Annotated in this window: 16 protein-coding genes; 10 read left to right on the top strand and 6 right to left on the bottom strand. The window is 37.9% G+C overall.

Annotated elements, in window-relative coordinates; translation table 11 throughout:
* Window positions 1-25 precede the first annotated feature (25 nt).
* The 6 genes from H7O61_RS02220 to mltG all read right to left on the bottom strand — a co-directional run bounded on the left by H7O61_RS02220 (window position 26) and on the right by mltG (window position 5937).
* Window positions 26-1804, bottom strand: coding sequence for an HAD-IA family hydrolase (locus H7O61_RS02220; RefSeq protein WP_187875013.1), 1779 nt, complete (start codon window positions 1802-1804; stop codon window positions 26-28).
* Window positions 1805-1917: 113 nt separating this feature from the next.
* Window positions 1918-2472, bottom strand: coding sequence for a 2-oxoacid:acceptor oxidoreductase family protein (locus tag H7O61_RS02215; protein WP_000388018.1), 555 nt, complete (start codon window positions 2470-2472; stop codon window positions 1918-1920).
* Complete coding sequence (locus tag H7O61_RS02210; RefSeq protein ID WP_187875012.1) at window positions 2472-3293, bottom strand: 2-oxoglutarate ferredoxin oxidoreductase subunit beta; 822 nt, start codon at window positions 3291-3293, stop codon at window positions 2472-2474. The genes H7O61_RS02215 and H7O61_RS02210 overlap by 1 nt, the downstream gene beginning before the upstream one ends.
* A gap of 1 nt (window position 3294) precedes the next feature.
* The gene (locus H7O61_RS02205) at window positions 3295-4422 is read right to left on the bottom strand and encodes a 2-oxoglutarate synthase subunit alpha (RefSeq protein WP_187875011.1); all 1128 of its coding nucleotides are present in this window, start codon (window positions 4420-4422) and stop codon (window positions 3295-3297) included.
* Window positions 4422-4763, bottom strand: coding sequence for a 4Fe-4S dicluster domain-containing protein (locus H7O61_RS02200; protein WP_001096893.1), 342 nt, complete (start codon window positions 4761-4763; stop codon window positions 4422-4424). The genes H7O61_RS02205 and H7O61_RS02200 overlap by 1 nt, the downstream gene beginning before the upstream one ends.
* A gap of 178 nt (window positions 4764-4941) precedes the next feature.
* A complete protein-coding gene (gene mltG, locus H7O61_RS02195; RefSeq protein ID WP_187875010.1) occupies window positions 4942-5937 on the bottom strand; it encodes an endolytic transglycosylase MltG in 996 nt (331 codons plus the stop codon).
* Between mltG and H7O61_RS02190 the strand changes: the two genes are divergently transcribed.
* The 10 genes from H7O61_RS02190 (at window position 5855) to H7O61_RS02145 (ending at window position 16653) form a co-directional block, all read left to right on the top strand.
* Window positions 5855-8794, top strand: a complete 2940-nt coding sequence (locus H7O61_RS02190) for a DUF3971 domain-containing protein (RefSeq protein ID WP_187875009.1) — start codon at window positions 5855-5857, stop codon at window positions 8792-8794. The two genes, mltG and H7O61_RS02190, sit on opposite strands and share 83 nt — an antisense overlap.
* The gene (locus H7O61_RS02185; protein ID WP_079343091.1) at window positions 8791-9042 is read left to right on the top strand and encodes a FeoA family protein; all 252 of its coding nucleotides are present in this window, start codon (window positions 8791-8793) and stop codon (window positions 9040-9042) included. The genes H7O61_RS02190 and H7O61_RS02185 overlap by 4 nt, the downstream gene beginning before the upstream one ends.
* Window positions 9023-9664, top strand: a complete 642-nt coding sequence (nth, locus tag H7O61_RS02180; RefSeq protein WP_079343092.1) for an endonuclease III — start codon at window positions 9023-9025, stop codon at window positions 9662-9664. Before H7O61_RS02185 ends, nth begins: the two co-directional genes overlap by 20 nt.
* Window positions 9665-9745: 81 nt before the next feature.
* Window positions 9746-10117 carry a flagellar motor switch protein FliN gene (gene fliN, locus H7O61_RS02175; protein WP_001115284.1) on the top strand — a complete coding sequence of 124 codons (372 nt, stop codon included), beginning with the start codon at window positions 9746-9748 and terminating at the stop codon, window positions 10115-10117.
* Window positions 10114-10995 (top strand): hypothetical protein, encoded by an 882-nt coding sequence (locus H7O61_RS02170; RefSeq protein ID WP_187875008.1) that lies wholly within the window; start codon window positions 10114-10116, stop codon window positions 10993-10995. Before fliN ends, H7O61_RS02170 begins: the two co-directional genes overlap by 4 nt.
* Window positions 10979-11941 carry an energy transducer TonB gene (locus tag H7O61_RS02165; protein WP_001114770.1) on the top strand — a complete coding sequence of 321 codons (963 nt, stop codon included), beginning with the start codon at window positions 10979-10981 and terminating at the stop codon, window positions 11939-11941. The genes H7O61_RS02170 and H7O61_RS02165 overlap by 17 nt, the downstream gene beginning before the upstream one ends.
* Before the next feature lie 4 nt (window positions 11942-11945).
* Window positions 11946-12965, top strand: coding sequence for a dihydroorotase (gene pyrC, locus H7O61_RS02160; protein WP_187875007.1), 1020 nt, complete (start codon window positions 11946-11948; stop codon window positions 12963-12965).
* Complete coding sequence (locus tag H7O61_RS02155) at window positions 12941-14059, top strand: 3-deoxy-d-manno-octulosonic acid hydrolase subunit 2 (protein ID WP_187875006.1); 1119 nt, start codon at window positions 12941-12943, stop codon at window positions 14057-14059. Before pyrC ends, H7O61_RS02155 begins: the two co-directional genes overlap by 25 nt.
* A gap of 6 nt (window positions 14060-14065) precedes the next feature.
* Complete coding sequence (locus H7O61_RS02150; RefSeq protein ID WP_187875005.1) at window positions 14066-14620, top strand: 3-deoxy-d-manno-octulosonic acid hydrolase subunit 1; 555 nt, start codon at window positions 14066-14068, stop codon at window positions 14618-14620.
* A 5-nt stretch (window positions 14621-14625) separates the two neighbouring features.
* Entirely contained in the window at window positions 14626-16653 is a 2028-nt protein-coding gene (locus H7O61_RS02145) for an LTA synthase family protein (RefSeq protein WP_187875027.1), read from the top strand.
* Window positions 16654-16712 lie beyond the last annotated feature (59 nt).

The following is a 16712-nucleotide window of genomic DNA, read 5'->3' as shown; positions in this document are numbered from 1 at the left end:
TATTTGATTGAAACAGAGCCAATTTTTATGGTTTATTTTTTAACTTCCCATAGATTTTTTTAATTAGAGACAATATTTTAAACAATCTCTCTTGCTTGTTTGTCCTAAGACTCCTTTTTAATACGCTATAACTTTGTGAAGGTTTTAAAATACAAGACAGCAAAGAAATATCGTTACAAAACAAGGGCAGAGCGTTTTTATGCGTCGCGTCTGGAAGAAAATAAATTTGTTTGAATTGCTCTTGATCTTGAATACTAGGATTGTCAATGAAGAAATTTACCCATTCTATCACATCATGAATGTCTAAAGAAATTTGACTTTCTTTAAAATATGAAGCATATCCAACAGCCCCTTCTACTATTTTTTCATAAGCTTTAGAGCGGTATTTTTCACAAGATGAAACGTCTTTTTGATAGATTGGAACGCCATTTTCTACATTTAAAATAGGGTATTCAGGGCTTGTTAGCAAAAACTCCATAAAATCCCAATTATGAAAATAAACGGGTTTAGGGTGTGAAAAAGGTAAGAAACTCACGCAATCATAATTTAAAATTCTTAGGAGATCCACATAGCATCCAAAAACTTCTTTGTTTAAAGCTTTTTGGATTAACCCTTGCGAAGAATAGCCTAAAGTAATCGTATCTACAATAGCGATATTTCCCTCTAAATTTGATGAATACAAATATCTTCTGTAATTATCCAAACATTTTAACGCTAAATGGCGGCAATGTTCAAAATTGCTATAGAGATATACATACGCCTGTTGGTTGGTGGTGATTTGTTTCTTTTTAACTTCTTCTTTGCCTTCTAAAATACGCAAAATTTCCAAACTCTCGCTCTCTACGACTTCTAAAAATACCGCTTTTTTTAAAATTCTGGGAGCATAGACATAAGTAGTTTTATATGAATTTGGATATAAAATATTAAAAATTTTTTGCAATAAATAACCATCTCGCGCAACAAACACTAAAGTATCAATATTTCTTTTGTGAATCTCCTTATAGATAAACTGGCAATAAGCAACGGCTGCAATTCCTGCCTGCATCGCTCCCAAGAGAAACCAATAATCAAATTTTTCATGTTTTTGAATATAATTTTTATAAAAAACGCATAAAGATCCTAAAATAAAGCTTTGCGCAACACTGGTTGGATTAAATGTTTTGTATTTAGGAAAAACTTCTTCTAATTGTTTCAACACGCTTTTTCTAAATAGCGTTGCTATGCCTAAACTTTTAGGCATAGCGTCATCTGCCCAAGAATTATCACCGATATGCAACATTTGCGTGTGAGTAATATTTTCTTGTTTTAAAACATGCTTAAACAAATCCTTTGAATGTTTAGTGAGCATTATATGGTTACTAAGATAGAAATTTGTATAACCACCAAAACCCTTAGAAATTAAAATATCTTCAAGGACTTCTAAAGGTAAATACATATCTGATACAATAATCATTCTTTTATTGTTCTCTTTAGCGAAACGATAGAGTTCTAACATCTCCAAGTTTGGAACAAGCATCTCTTTTTCAGTGGCGATTTCTACTCCCTTATATGAACGAAACTCTTTTGGGATTTGATGGTAAATTTCATCTAGAGTGATGTCTTGTTCTTTGCTTAATTTTCTAGATTGCATTTCTGCCAGGATTCTTGCTTGATGAAAACCTTTAATATTATATTTAGTCTCAATATACAAGAATAAATCTGTGGGTTTAATGAAAGGTCTTAAAAGAAGGGTATCAAAAATATCAAAAGAAATCACATCGTATTTTAAAACCTCACTTTTTGCCCCATCCAAAAATTTGCGCATACAAGAATCCTTTGTAAAATTTGAGCATTATATCATTTTTTTTTTTTTTTCAAAAATACAAAAAAAGGGGAAAAAGCTATAGCTAAAGAAAAATAAGATAAGGAGTTACCCCCTTATTTTTTCAAAGCTTCTAAAGCATGTTTTTTGCCAATTTCAAAGGCTTTTTTGTTCGTTTCAGCGACTTTTGCAGGGACTTTTTTAAGCATGGTGTCTAGCACGATATTTTCTTCCACGCATTTAGTCAGTTCCACGGTAATGGCTAACGCCACCACAGATTGCGTGATAATGTTACCCACTTCATCTTTAGCGATACTAATGATAGGGATTTTATAAAGCTGATACTTTTCTTCATCTTCTTTAGTGGGGGTTACCAAATTGGGATCAATGACAACGATACCGCCTTTTTTAATATCGCTTTTAAACTGGTTGTAGCTGATTTGAGCGACTGAAAGCATGAAATCAATCTCGCCCTCTTTAGCATAAGGGAAAATAATTTCATCTTTATCTAGCAAAATATCCACTTTAGTAGGCCCTCCACGCACTTGCGAAGTGTAGGTGGAAGTCTTAGTGCCATAGCCCCCACTCACAATCTTAGCCTCAGCTAAAATCTCTCCCGCTAACAACACGCCTTGCCCTCCAACGCCTGTAAATCGTAATTGCGCTTCCATTATTGTTTTCCTTGTGCTTTTTCAATGATTTCTTGATACGCTTCGCAATATTCTTTCCTGTCCGTGTCATGCTTTAAAACGCCGGTAGGGAATTTATCCACCCTTTCTTCAGGGCTCATGGCTTCAAATTGGCGTTTGCTCACCAATCGGCTTTCCATCCATTTTAGCATTTGAGACGCTTCGCCCATCTTATTCTTACGCCCTAAATTGATATGGCAATTACTATGGACATCAAAGAAGCTAAAGCCCTTGTGCGTAAAACCTTCTTTAAGCACTTTTTCTAATTTTTGAGGGTCTAAAACGCTCTCTCTAGCCACAAAACTCGCCCCGGCGGCGGTGGTTAAAGTGCATGGGTCAAATTGGTTATCAATATTCCCCCATTGAGCCGTAACCGTCCACATGCCATTAGGCGTGGTGGGCGAAGTTTGAGAGTTGGTCAAACCATAAATGAAATTATTCACTAAAATAAAATTCAAATCAATGTTTCTTCTGCATGCGTGCATGGTGTGATTGCCTCCAATCGCAAAGCCATCGCCATCGCCAGAAACCACGATCACATGCTTACTAGGGTTAGCTAGTTTAATCCCTGTCGCATACGCTACAGCCCTACCATGCGTGGTGTGAACGGTGTTGCAATTCACATACGAGCTCATGCGCCCGCTACAACCAATCCCACTCACCAAACACACATCATCCATTTTCCAACCTAATGCGTCAATCGTGCGGATAATGGATTTCAAAATCACGCCATCGCCACAGCCCCAACACCACAAAGTGGGTATTTTATCCACACGCAAATATTCATCATAATCAAACGCCATTTTAAAGCTCCTTCAATTTTGCGATGATTTGTTTGGGCGAAATCGTGCGCCCATTGGCTTGCCCCAAGAAATGCACCTTTCTTTGCATAGCCCTTTCAATTTCTTCTAAATACTGCCCTTTATTCAATTCAATCACAAGGATTTTTTCGTATTTATCCCCTATTTCTTTCAAGCGTTTAGCCGGGCTTGGCCATAAGGTTTTAGGCCTGAAAAAGCCGACTTTTTGCTTGCTTTCTTTATTGTAATCTTTCAAGGCTTCTTTAACCGCTAGAGAAACCGAACCATAAGCGATAATAACGATTTCAGCGCCCTCTAAATCCATTTCCTCATTTTCGTTGATAATGTCTTGCTTGGATTCAATCTTATTAAATAATCTGTCAATCAAATCCCCACCGATTTTAGCGTCTTCAGTAGGAAAGCCAATAGGCCCATGGTGCAAGCCTGAAACATGGTAACGATAGCCTTTAAAGAAAGGGTTTAAGACAGCCGGCTCATCTTGCGCGACCCCATAAGGCTTGTAGTCTTTTTTATCGCCCACAAATTCCTTACGATTGATAGTCATCTTTTGCACTTCTTCTAAATCTGGGATTTGCACCTTGCCATACATATGCCCCACGGTTTCATCCATGAGCAAGAATACAGGAGTCATGAGCATTTCAGCCAAGTTGAACGCGCGAACGGTCTCTGTGTAAGCTTCTTCCAAACTAGCAGGAGCGAGCGCGACGGCTTTAAAATCCCCATGTATGGGGTGTCTTAAGAAATTCACATCACCTTGAGCCACACGAGTAGGCATCCCGGTTGATGGGCCTGAACGCATCACATCAGCGATCACTAAAGGGATTTCTGCCATGAAAGAATAACCGATTTGCTCCACTTTCAATGAAATACCAGGACCAGAACTCGCTGTCATAGACTTCGTCCCGCTCATGCTCGCTCCTAAAGACACGCTAATCCCGCTGATTTCATCTTCCATTTGGATAAAATGGCCGCCGCATTTGGGCAGAGCCACGCTCATCGCATGCATAATATCCGAGCTTGGCGTGATAGGATAGCCCCCAAAAAACCGACACCCCACTTCAATCGCCGCTTTAGCGACTAATTCATTCCCATCAGAAATAATCTCACGCATTATTTGCCTCTCCCTTCTAAAATAGTCTCTTCTAAAAGCATGTAGTGATTGGCTTTAACCTTTTCGCTTCTTTCTTGGGCTTCTTTAGAAACTTTAGCGAATTTGAAATCCTTCCTGTCAGCCACGTAAATCGCAAAATCCGGGCAGTGCAACTCGCATTGCACGCAACCAATACAGCTCTCTGGATAGGCTACTTTGGCCACTTTTCCAAGCACCCTTTCTTTTTCAATCCCCATGCCAAGAACCCCAGCAGGGCATACCGATACGCAAATATCACAACCCTTACACCTGTCTTCATTCACCCAAACGGCAACCCCATCTGGAGCGCTCATTTTAGCCATTCATTCTCCTTTGTGCTAAAAGCTGTATTTTAAGCCCTAGCAATCAAAATTTGCCTAAAATTGTAGCAAGCCTTTTTTAATAAAATCTAAAATGCTTTAATAGTAAGAACTTAAAATTGAAATGAGAAAATACTAAACACTTTTTAACCAATTTAAAAGAAAAAACGCCCCATTAACCCTAATCATAAAAATGATTATTAGAAAGATTGATATTTTTTAAATGCTCCTTATAAGTCGCGCTGAAAGCATGTTTTTTATCCGGCATTTTCACAAAATACAAAAAGTTAGTCTTTTTAGGGAATACCACCGACCTAATCGCTTCTAGGCTCACGCTCCCCACAGGATTTTTAGGCAAGCCCTTAAATTTATAAGTATTGTAGGGGGTGTTATCGGTTTTAATGCGCTCTTTGGTCACTTTAGCGTGTGAAAATTCCTGGTAATTCAAAGCCCCATCCATTTGCAAAGGCATGCCTTTTTTCAAGCGGTTAAAAATCACGCTCGCAATTAGGGGCATTTCTTCAATATTAGCGGCTTCTTTTTGCACAATAGAAGCGAGAATGATTTTTTCAAACCATTCTTCTTTATGGTAGTATCCAAGCCATTGTTTGCTTAAAGCTTCGTGTTTTTTGAGAGATTGACCGATCAAAGCTTGCATGATTTTAAAAGCGTCCTCCCCTAAAGGCAAATGGTAAGTGTCTGGCCATATCACCCCATCTTCTATCACAGCACCATTCAATCGTGGAGCGATGCTTTCATAAGCTTCATTGAGATCGCCAACTCCTAACTGGTAAGTTTCGCTCAAAATTTGCGTGAAAAAATAGCGGGTTTCTCCAGGGATTAAAGTAACGCTTTTTTGTGCCGCTTTTGCTTTGATCAAACGGACTAAAAAATCCCCCTTCCTTAAAGCCCCATCGCCCATGTCAATATAGCCTTTTTTAGGCATGCCCATTAGGCGCAACAAAAGCAAATCCAAAGCGTTAATATCCACGCCTTGCTCTTTCAAAGAAAAAAACACTTTTTTGAGCGAACCTTGCGGGACAACCACCACTTTGTTAGGATAAATTGGTATACTTAGGTAAAAAAGAATACTGATGAAGAAAAGAAAACATGTATCCAAGAAAGTGTTTAATGTCATTATCTTGTTTGTGGCAGTATTCACTCTTTTAGTCGTCATTCACAAAACCCTTTCAAACGGCATTCATATACAAAATTTAAAAATTGGAAAGCTTGGCATTTCTGAATTATACTTAAAACTTAATAACAAGCTTTCTTTAGAAGTTGAGCGGGTTGATCTCTCTTCTTTCTTCCATCAAAAACCCACTAAAAGGCGTTTAGAAGTTTCTGATTTGATTAAAAATATCCGTTATGGCATTTGGGCGGTGTCTTATTTTGAAAAACTTAAAGTCAAGGAAATCATTTTAGACGATAAAAATAAAGCCAATATCTTTTTTGATGGGAGTAAATACGAGTTAGAATTTCCAGGAATCAAAGGGGAATTTTCTCTAGAAGACGATAAGAACATCAAGCTTAAAATCATCAATTTGCTCTTTAAAGACATTAAAGTCCAAGTGGATGGCAACGCCCACTATTCACCTAAAGCTAGGAAAATGGCGTTCAATTTGATTGTCAAGCCCTTAGTTGAACCCAGTGCTGCAATTTATTTGCAAGGGCTAACCGATTTAAAAACTATAGAATTAAAAATTAACACTTCCCCAATGAAAAGCCTAGCGTTTTTAAAACCTCTTTTCCAACGCCAATCGCAAAAAAATTTAAAAACATGGATTTTTGACAAGATCCAATTTGCCAGCTTTAAGATTGATAGCGCTTTAATCAAGGCTAATTTCACTCCTAGCGAGTTTATCCCATCGCTTTTGGAAAATTCTGTAGTTAAAGCCACTTTGATTAAGCCTACAGTCGTTTTTAATGATGGCTTATCGCCCATTAAAATGGATAAAACCGAATTAGTTTTCAAAAACAAACAACTCCTCATACAACCCCAAAAAATCACTTATGAAACCATGGAATTAACCGGCTCTTACGCCACTTTTTCCAATTTGTTAGAAGCCCCCAAGTTGGAGGTTTTTTTAAAAACGACCCCTAATTATTATGGCGATAGCATTAAGGATTTATTGAGCGCTTATAAAGTCGTTTTACCTTTGGATAAAATCAGCATGCCATCTAGCGCGGATTTGAAACTCACCTTACAATTCTTAAAAAACACCGCCCCCTTATTTAGCGTTCAAGGTAGCGTTAATTTGCAAGAAGGCACTCTCTCGCTCTATAATATCCCCCTTTATACGCAAAACGCTAATATAAGCCTAGATATTACCCAAGAATACCAATACATTTACATAGAAACTACCCACACCCGCTATGAAAACATGCTGGATTTAGACGCTAAAATCGCTTTAGATTTAAACAAAAAAATCCTTTCTTTGGATTCTTTAGTCCATAAAATACGATTCAACACTAACAATAATATCAACATGCGTTCTTATGGCTTGAATAACGCCCAAGATAACCCACAGCCTGCTAAATTTTCTTTAGATTTAAAAAGCTTGCATTCTATCATTCAAGAGGGCGAAAACTCAGAGGTGTTTAGAAGAAAAATCATAGACACCATTAAAGCCCAAAGCGAAGATAAATTCACTAAAGATGTTTTCTACGCTACAGGAGACACTCTTAAAAACCTTTCTTTGAATTTTGATTTTTCTAACCCCAACCACATGCAATGGAGCGTGCCACAACTCTTATTAGAGGGCGAAATTAAGGATAACGCCTATGTTTTTAGAATCAAAGATTTGAAAAAAATCAAGCCCTATTCCCCTATTATGAAGTATTTCGCCTTAGAAGATGGCTCTTTAGAAGTTTCTACGAGCGATTTTATCAATATTGATTTTTTTGCTAAAGATTTGAAAATCACTTTACCCATTTATCATAGCAACGGCAGGCAATTTGATTCCCTCTCTTTATTTGGTTCTATCAATAAAGATGAAATTTCTGTCTATACTCCAAGCAAAAGCATATCCATAAAAGTTAAGGGGGATCAAAAGGATATTACCCTTAATAACATTGATTTGAGTGTTGATGATTTCTTAGATAGTAAAATGCCAGCTATTGCGGAATTGTTCTCAAAAGAACGAAAAGAAAAGCCTAGCTCTAAAGAAATCCAAGATGAAGATATTTTCATTAGCGCCAAACAACGCTATGAAAAAGCCCACAAAATTATCCCTATCTCTACACGAATCCATGCTAAAGATGTCGTGCTGATCTATAAAAAAATGCCTTTTCCTTTAGAAAATCTTGACATTGTCGCTCAAGACGATAGGGTGAAAATTGATGGCAATTATAAAAACGCCATGATCATGGCGGATTTAGTGCATGGGGCTTTGTATCTTAAGGCTCATAATTTTAGCGGAGATTATATCAACACCATCCTCCAAAAAGATTTCGTAGAAGGGGGCTTATTCACGCTTATTGGGGCTCTTGAAGATCAGGTTTTCAATGGCGAATTGAAATTCCAAAACACAAGCTTAAAGAATTTCGCCCTCATGCAAAACATGATCAATCTCATCAACACCATTCCCTCCCTCATTGTCTTTAGGAACCCTCATTTAGGGGCTAATGGCTATCAGATCAAAACCGGCTCCGTTGTTTTTGGGATCACTAAAGAATATTTAGGGTTAGAAAAAATTGATCTTGTCGGCAAAACGCTTGATATTGCTGGCAATGGGATCATTGAATTGGACAAAAACAAATTAGATTTGAATTTAGAAGTTTCCACTATCAAGGCTTTGAGTAATGTCTTAAATAAAATCCCTATCGTGGGCTATCTCGTTTTAGGAAAAGAAGGTAAAATCACCACTAACGTGAATGTCAAAGGCACGCTGGATAAACCTAAAACCCAAGTAACTTTAGCGTCAGATATTATCCAAGCGCCTTTTAAAATCTTGCGCCGTATCTTCACGCCTATTGACATCATCGTGGATGAAGTCAAAAAAAACATTGATTCAAAAAGGAAATTAAAATGACGCTCAATGAAGCCATTAAAGACAAAACTTATGAAATTGTAGAAATCGCTAACTGCGATGAAGCCCTTAAAAAACGCTTCCTCTCTTTTGGTATCCATGAAGGGGTTCAATGCACCCTTTTGCATTCTTCTATGAAAAAGGCCACGCTTTCAATTAAAATCAACCGCATTCAAGTGGCTTTAAGAGCCCATGAAGCGCAATACCTTATCATCAAAGAAAGCTGCAAGAATGAGCTTGAAACGCGCTAAAAAAGCCCAACAAATCAAAGAGCTGCTCTTAAAACATTACCCCAACCAAACCACCGAATTGTGCCATAAAAACCCCTACGAATTATTAGTGGCTACCATTTTAAGCGCTCAATGCACGGACGCTAGAGTGAATCAAATAACGCCCAAGCTGTTTGAAAAATACCCCAGCGTGAACGATTTAGCCTTAGCTTCTTTAGAAGAGGTTAAAGAGATCATCCAATCCGTTTCGTATTCCAACAATAAAAGCAAGCATTTAATCAATATGGCGCAAAAAGTGGTTAGGGATTTTAAGGGCGTTATCCCCTCTACGCAAAAAGAACTGATGAGTTTAGATGGCGTGGGGCAAAAAACCGCTAATGTGGTGCTTTCAGTGTGTTTTGACGCAAATTATATGGCGGTAGATACCCATGTGTTCCGCACGACGCACCGCTTAGGGTTAAGCAACGCTAACACGCCCATTAAAACCGAAAAGGAATTGAGCGAGCTTTTTAAAGACAACCTATCCAAACTCCACCATGCCTTAATCTTGTTTGGCCGTTATACTTGCAAGGCTAAAAACCCCTTATGCGATGCGTGTTTTTTAAAAGAATTTTGCGTTTCTAAAGCTAGCTTTAAGGCGTAGTGGCTTTATTTGTTATAAAATTTATAGTAAAATTAAGATTTTATAATCAAAGTCAAATCATTCTTGAAAGAGTAGAGTTTTATGCCAGAAACAGAAGCTAATAAGTTAAAAATAGCCGAAAAAGAAAAAGAGAAAGCGAATAAAGAAAGAGAACTAGAGCTTTCCACTTATTTAGAAGAACTCATCTGTGATTATAAAAACCTTTTGGACATGGAGATTGTTTTTAGCGCGGAACTTGGTTCTACGCAAATCCCTTTATTGCAAATCTTGCGTTTTGAAAAAGGCTCTGTGATTGATTTGCAAAAACCCGCCGGAGAGAGCGTGGATACTTTTGTGAACGGGCGGGTTATTGGTAAGGGTGAGGTGATGGTTTTTGAAAGGAATTTAGCCATTCGTTTGAATGAAATCCTTGATTCTAACGCCATTGTGTATTATCTCGCTAAAAATTCATGAGAGCGTTGTTTTTATTGTTGATCACTACTTTGATGTTACTGGCTGAAGAAAAAATACCTTTAAATGATGACGCCCCCATTAAACTGGTTCATTGGCAAAATGCGTTAAAAGAAGTCCAACCTGATTCAAACGCTCTAGCAACACCACCCATAAAAGCCGTGCAAACCACGCTCACTTTTGAAACGCCTTTTAACAAAACGCCTAAAATCATGGAGGTTGAAGGGCAAAAAGTGATCGTTTTAAAAAACGCTCAATTGGATTCTAAAAAAACGATGGATTTTAAAGAAGCCTCTTTGAATGCATTAGAAATGTTTTCCTACCAAAATGACATCTACCTCTTGTCTAAAAAAGCTAAAGCGGGATTAGAAATCCAAGCTTCAAACAGCAAGGATAAAAAGCAACTCCGCTTTCTTTTTTTACCTAAAGGTTTTCATTTAGCCCCACCGCCTAGCCTGAAAGAAAAATCTCAGCATGCCAATCTCGCAAGCCAAGATGAAAAAGAGCGAGCCAAAAACCCCTCAAACGCTCTAGAGTTAAAACCCCCACTGGATTTAAGCCATGCTTACAAGGGGTTAGCGGTTATTGCTGCCTTACTCTTAATATTGTATGTAATCAAAAAAAAAATTGTTCCTACACAAGGGTCTTTTTCTACAAAAGATTTTAAGTTAGAAATTAGTGTTTTGGGTCGTGTTGATGCGAACCATAAAATCATCTCAATAGAAACCAATAAGGAGCGTTACTTGGTCTTACTAAGCGACAAATACGGCCTGCTTTTAGACAAAATAAGCCCAAAAACATCTAAGGAAGAACTGATTAAAAAAGCTGAAAATAAGATAAAGAATTCAAAATTAGGAAATTTATATGCCGGAAAATTCTAAACTACAACCTGCTAAGTTAGGGAAAAATTTTGATCCTGTGGATCATTCTAACAGGAATTTTTTCTTTTCTCTCATTCTGTCTGTATTGTTGCACTGGTTGATTTATTTTTTATTTGAACACAGAGAAGATTTTTTTCCTTCAAAACCCAAGCTCGTTAAATTAAATCCTGAAAACTTATTGGTTTTAAAAAGAGGCCATTCGCAAGATCCCAATAAAAACAACCCAGGCGCTCCTAAACCCACGCTAGCTGGCCCCCAAAAACCCCCAACACCCCCCACCCCACCCACACCCCCAACTCCGCCAACCCCGCCAAAACCCATAGAAAAGCCAAAGCCTGAGCCTAAACCAAAGCCCAAACCAGAACCCAAAAAGCCCAACCACAAACATAAGGCGCTCAAAAAAGTGGAAAAAGTGGAAGAGAAAAAAGTAGTAGAGGAGAAAAAAGAAGAGAAAAAAGTAGTGGAACAAAAAGTAGAACAGAAAAAAATAGAAGAGAAAAAACCTGTTAAAAAAGAATTTGACCCCAACCAGCTTTCTTTCTTGCCTAAAGAAGTTGCGCCACCCAGACAGGAAAACAATAAAGGCTTGGATAACCAGACTAGAAGGGATATTGATGAATTGTATGGCGAAGAATTTGGGGATTTAGGCACAGCCGAAAAAGATTTCATCAGGAATAATTTAAGGGATATTGGGCGCATCACGCAAAAGTATTTAGAATACCCTCAAGTAGCGGCTTATTTAGGGCAGGACGGGACGAATGCGGTAGAGTTTTACTTGCACCCTAACGGCGATATTACCGATCTTAAAATCATCATTGGCTCTGAATACAAAATGCTTGATGACAACACTTTAAAAACCATTCAGATCGCTTATAAAGATTACCCACGCCCCAAAACCAAAACCCTCATTCGTATTAGAGTGCGTTATTACTTGGGAGGTAATTAACAGCATGGAAATCACGCTTTTTGACCCCATAGACGCCCATTTGCATGTGCGAGAAAACGCGCTTTTAAAAGCGGTATTAAGATACTCTAGCGAGCCTTTTAGCGCCGCAGTGATCATGCCAAACCTCAGTAAGCCCTTGATTGACACTCCAACCACCCTAGAATATGAAGAAGAAATTTTAAACCATTCTTCAAACTTCAAGCCTTTAATGAGTTTGTATTTTAATGATGGTTTGACTTTAGAAGAATTGCAACGAGCTAAAAACAAAGGCATTAAATTTTTAAAACTCTACCCCAAAGGCATGACCACAAACGCGCAAAACGGCACTTCAGATTTGTTGGGTGAAAAGACCTTAGAAATCTTAGAAAACGCCCAAAAATTAGGCTTTATTTTATGCGTCCATGCAGAACAGGCTGGGTTTTGTTTGGATAAAGAATTTTTATGCCATAGCGTTTTAGAAACTTTCGCCCTTTCATTCCCTAAACTCAAAATCATTATAGAGCATTTGAGCGATTGGCGCAGTATCGCTTTGATTGAAAAGCATGACAACCTCTATGCGACTTTGACTTTACACCATATCAGCATGACTTTAGATGACTTATTAGGGGGGAGTTTGGACCCGCATTGTTTTTGCAAACCCTTAATCAAAACCAAAAAAGACCAAGAAAGGCTCTTATCCCTTGCTTTAAAAGCCCACCCTAAAATCTCTTTTGGATCGGATAGCGCCCCGCATTTCATTTCTAAAAAGCATAGCGCTAACATCCCGGCAGGCATCTTTTCTGCCCCTATTTTGTTGCCTGCGTTGTGCGAACTTTTTGAAAAACACAACGCTTTAGAAAACTTGCAAGCCTTTATCAGCGATAACGCTAAAAAAATCTACGCGCTAGACAATTTACCCAGTAAAAAAGCGCATCTGTCTAAAAAACCCTTTATAGTCCCTACGCACACGCTTTGCTTGAATGAAAAAATCGCTATTTTAAGAGGGGGCGAAACGCTATCTTGGAACCTTCAAGAAATCGCCTAAAAAACCCCGCCTTTTTCGTGGGGCTTTTTATCGTTTTGTTTTTAATTATAATGAAGCGCCAAACCCCCCCCTATGCTTTCGCACGCAATCAAACCCTTGTTACTCAAACCCCCCCCTATTTCACGCAACTCACTATCCCTAAACCAAATGACGCTTTAAGCGCACATGCGAGCTCTTTAATCAGCTTGCCTAACGACAATCTTTTGATCGCTTATTTTAGCGGCACTAAAGAAGGGGCAAGGGATGTGAAAATCAGCGCGAATCTTTTTGACAGCAAGACTAATCGCTGGAGCGAAGCCTTCATTATTTTAACCAAAGAAGAGCTTTCTCATTATTCGCATGAATACATCAAAAAACTGGGTAACCCCTTGCTTTTTTTGCATGATAATAAAATCTTGTTGTTTGTGGTAGGGGTGAGCATGGGCGGGTGGGCCACTTCTAAAATCTATCAATTTGAAAGCGCTTTAGAGCCGATTCATTTTAAGTTTGCGCGAAAACTCTCTTTAAGCCCTTTTTTAAACTTAAGCCATTTGATAAAAAATAAGCCTTTAAACACCACTGATGGCGGGTTTATGCTACCGCTCTATCACGAATTAGCCACCCAATACCCCCTATTATTGAAATTTGACCAACAAAATAACCCAAGAGAGCTTTTAAGGCCTAATACCCTAAACCACCAGCTCCAACCAAGCCTAACCCCTTTTAAAGACTGCGCTGTCATGGCGTTTAGAAACCATTCTTTTAAAGATAGTCTCATGCTAGAAACCTGTAAAACCCCTACCGCTTGGCAAAAACCCATGCTCACGAATTTGAAAAACTTGAATGACGCTTTGAATTTGATCAATTTAAACGAAGAATTGTATTTGATCCACAACCCTAGCGATTTATCTTTGCGTCGTAAAGAACTTTGGCTTTCTAAATTAGAAAACTCCAACTCGTTTAAAACCTTAAAAGTTTTAGACAAAGCGAATGAAGTGAGTTACCCAAGCTATAGTCTTAATCCCCATTTTATAGATATTGTCTATACTTACAACCGCTCTCATATCAAACACATCCGTTTCAATATGGCTTATTTAAATTCCCTTCTCAAGTAATTGATCATGTCTATATCTTCTTCTTACACGCTGAGTTTTGCATGGGTTTTTTTAATTTTCTTTTTTTTCAAAAATAAGCCATTGGGCTTGAGATTTTCGCTCTCTTTTATAAGCGTGATCTTAAGCAATATCGCTTTTAAGGACTCTCTATCGCTCAATGAATTTTTAAGCAGTTTTATGGCCCCCTTAAGCCCCTTTAGCTGTCTTTTGATCCTTGCGTATGCGCTCTTTTCTTGCCGCCTCCTCCAAAAGCCCCCTTTAGAAACCTTGCAATCTTATAGTGTGATGCTATTTTTCAATCTGTTGCTTTTGATAGATGTTTTAGGGTTTTTGCCTTTTTCAATTTATCATCATTTCATGGCTTCTCTTATTTTTAGTGCGCTTTTTTGTAGCAGTCTGTTTTTGAGCAGCCCCTTATTGGGCATGATCGCTTTAGTGGCGTTATCCAGTTCGCTTTTGGTGCGTTCTAATTTTCAAATCTTAGATTCTTTATTGGATTTCCCCTTGCTTCTTTTTGTCTTTTTTAAGACTTTATCTCTTGTTAAAAAAAGGTTGTATTAATGCTTATGAAATCCCTATCCCATGCCCTTTTTTCGCTTTTTTTAAAAGGTTTTTATTTCACCTTTTTTATGAGCTTGTTGTTTGTGTTTAATCGTATCGGCTTTATCCTTTATACCGGCTATTATAAGCATGCTTTAAAAAACCCTATTTTTGATGAGATCATCAAAACCCTATTCAATGGGGCAAGATACGATAATCGTGTGGTCTCAAGCTTAGCGATTCTTTTTATCATCATCGGGTTATTAGGGTTATTTGCCCCTAAACACCAAACCAAAATGCTTAATATTACGGCGTATTTTTCTATCGCTATTATCTTGTTTTTAAACATTGCGAACATTGTTTATTATGGCATTTATGGGAATGTGTTTGATGAAAATTTATTGGAATTTTTGCATGAAGACACGCTCACGATTTTAAAAATGAGCGGAGAATACCCTATTTTTTCTAGTTTTTCACTCTTTGTGATCCTTAGCGTTTTAATCTCTTTTATCTATTTCAAACTCCAAAACGCCCTTTTTAAACCCAATGTTTATCAAGCCACCAAACCCCTTAAAACTTTCATTTTATTTGCGCTTTTTTCTCTCACGCAAATGTTTTACATTAACGCGCAATTGAGCTTTGTTGGCGCGTCTTTAGACCTCAGCATAGAGCCAGCCAAAGATCCTTTTTTAATGAAAATCACCCCCGGGGCGTTTCGCAACCTTTATCTTTTGGCACGCAATTACAGACAAAGCCATAACCTTAAATTCAGCGATTTTGCTAAAGAAACGCCTTTAGAAGTGGCGAAAAAATATTTCCATCTCAAAGAAAACCTCTCAAACAACCTCTATGAGTTGCTAACTCAGACAAGCCACAACAATTCCAATCAAACCATCCAACATGTTTTTTATATCGTTTCAGAGTCTTTGAGTTCATGGCATTTTGATCCAAAATTTGACGCCATAGGGCTAACGAGCGCTTTACAAGATTTGGTTAAAAAAGAGCATGTCTATATGCTTTCTGCTTTTATTGAAAGCGCCCCACGAACCGTTAAAAGCCTGGATGTCCAAATCACAGGCTTGCCTTATATTAATGATAACAATTTAGTCAATTCAGGAGTGATTCTCTCTAGCTTTCCTATGGCGATTGGCAATATCACAAAAACTCTGGGTTATAAAAACAACTTTTATTATGGGGGTAGCGGGATTTGGAACAAACTAACTAGTTTCACCAAAAAACAAGGTTTCCACGCCCTTTATTTTAACAATCACCTCTTAGAATTTGTTAAAAACAAGCCCTACCCTAAGCCCATAGAGAGCAACTGGGGAGTGCATGATAATATTTTATTTGACTATATTTTAGAAAACACCAACCCCAATGAAAAAACTTTCAGCATGGTCATGACTTTAAGCAATCACGCGATCAAAAATGTGAATCTCAAAGCCTTTGGCGTGCCTTTAGAAAAAATCCAACAATTTGTGGAAAAAACCCCCAAAGCAGAAAATCTACCGGACGCTAATTCTTTAGGGCATATTTACTGGTATGACAAAGTGGTAGTTAATTTCATCCACAAAGCCAGCCAAAAATTCCCTAACTCGCTTTTTATCATCACAGGGGATCATTTTGACAGGAGCTATGAATACGCTAAAAACGATTTATATACGATTAAATCCGTGCCGCTTATTTTGTTCACCCCTACTTTAAAGCCTGAAAAAATCAGTCAAGTCGGATCGCATTTAGACATCGCCCCTACGATTATTGAATTAATCGCTCCTAAAGGCTTTCAATTCGTGAGTTTTGGAAAGCCTTTATTTTCTAACAACACAACAAACCCCCCAAGCCACCCCAATTACGCGCTAGGCTATGAAGCGATCGCTACTAAAGATTACTTTTATAACCCGAGTTTGGGGTTAAGGTATTTGAATGAAAACCCTAAAGAGCCAGAGGATAAACAAAACGACAAAATAGAAGCTTCCAAGTTTTACCAGCAATTAGAATCTTTGAAAGCCCTTAGTTATTACTTGCTCTATCATGGGGCTAATCTTAAAGATTGACAAGCTAAAGGGAGTTTTTAATTCCATTAAACGCATGATTTTTGCTACAATAGTAGGAT

It is taken from the genome of Helicobacter pylori (assembly GCF_014496965.1).
In the GTDB taxonomy this organism is placed as follows: Bacteria; Campylobacterota; Campylobacteria; order Campylobacterales; family Helicobacteraceae; genus Helicobacter; species Helicobacter pylori_CZ.
The sequence above is the reverse complement of the archived record's forward strand: the minus strand, read 5'-3'. Positions and strand labels throughout refer to the sequence as shown.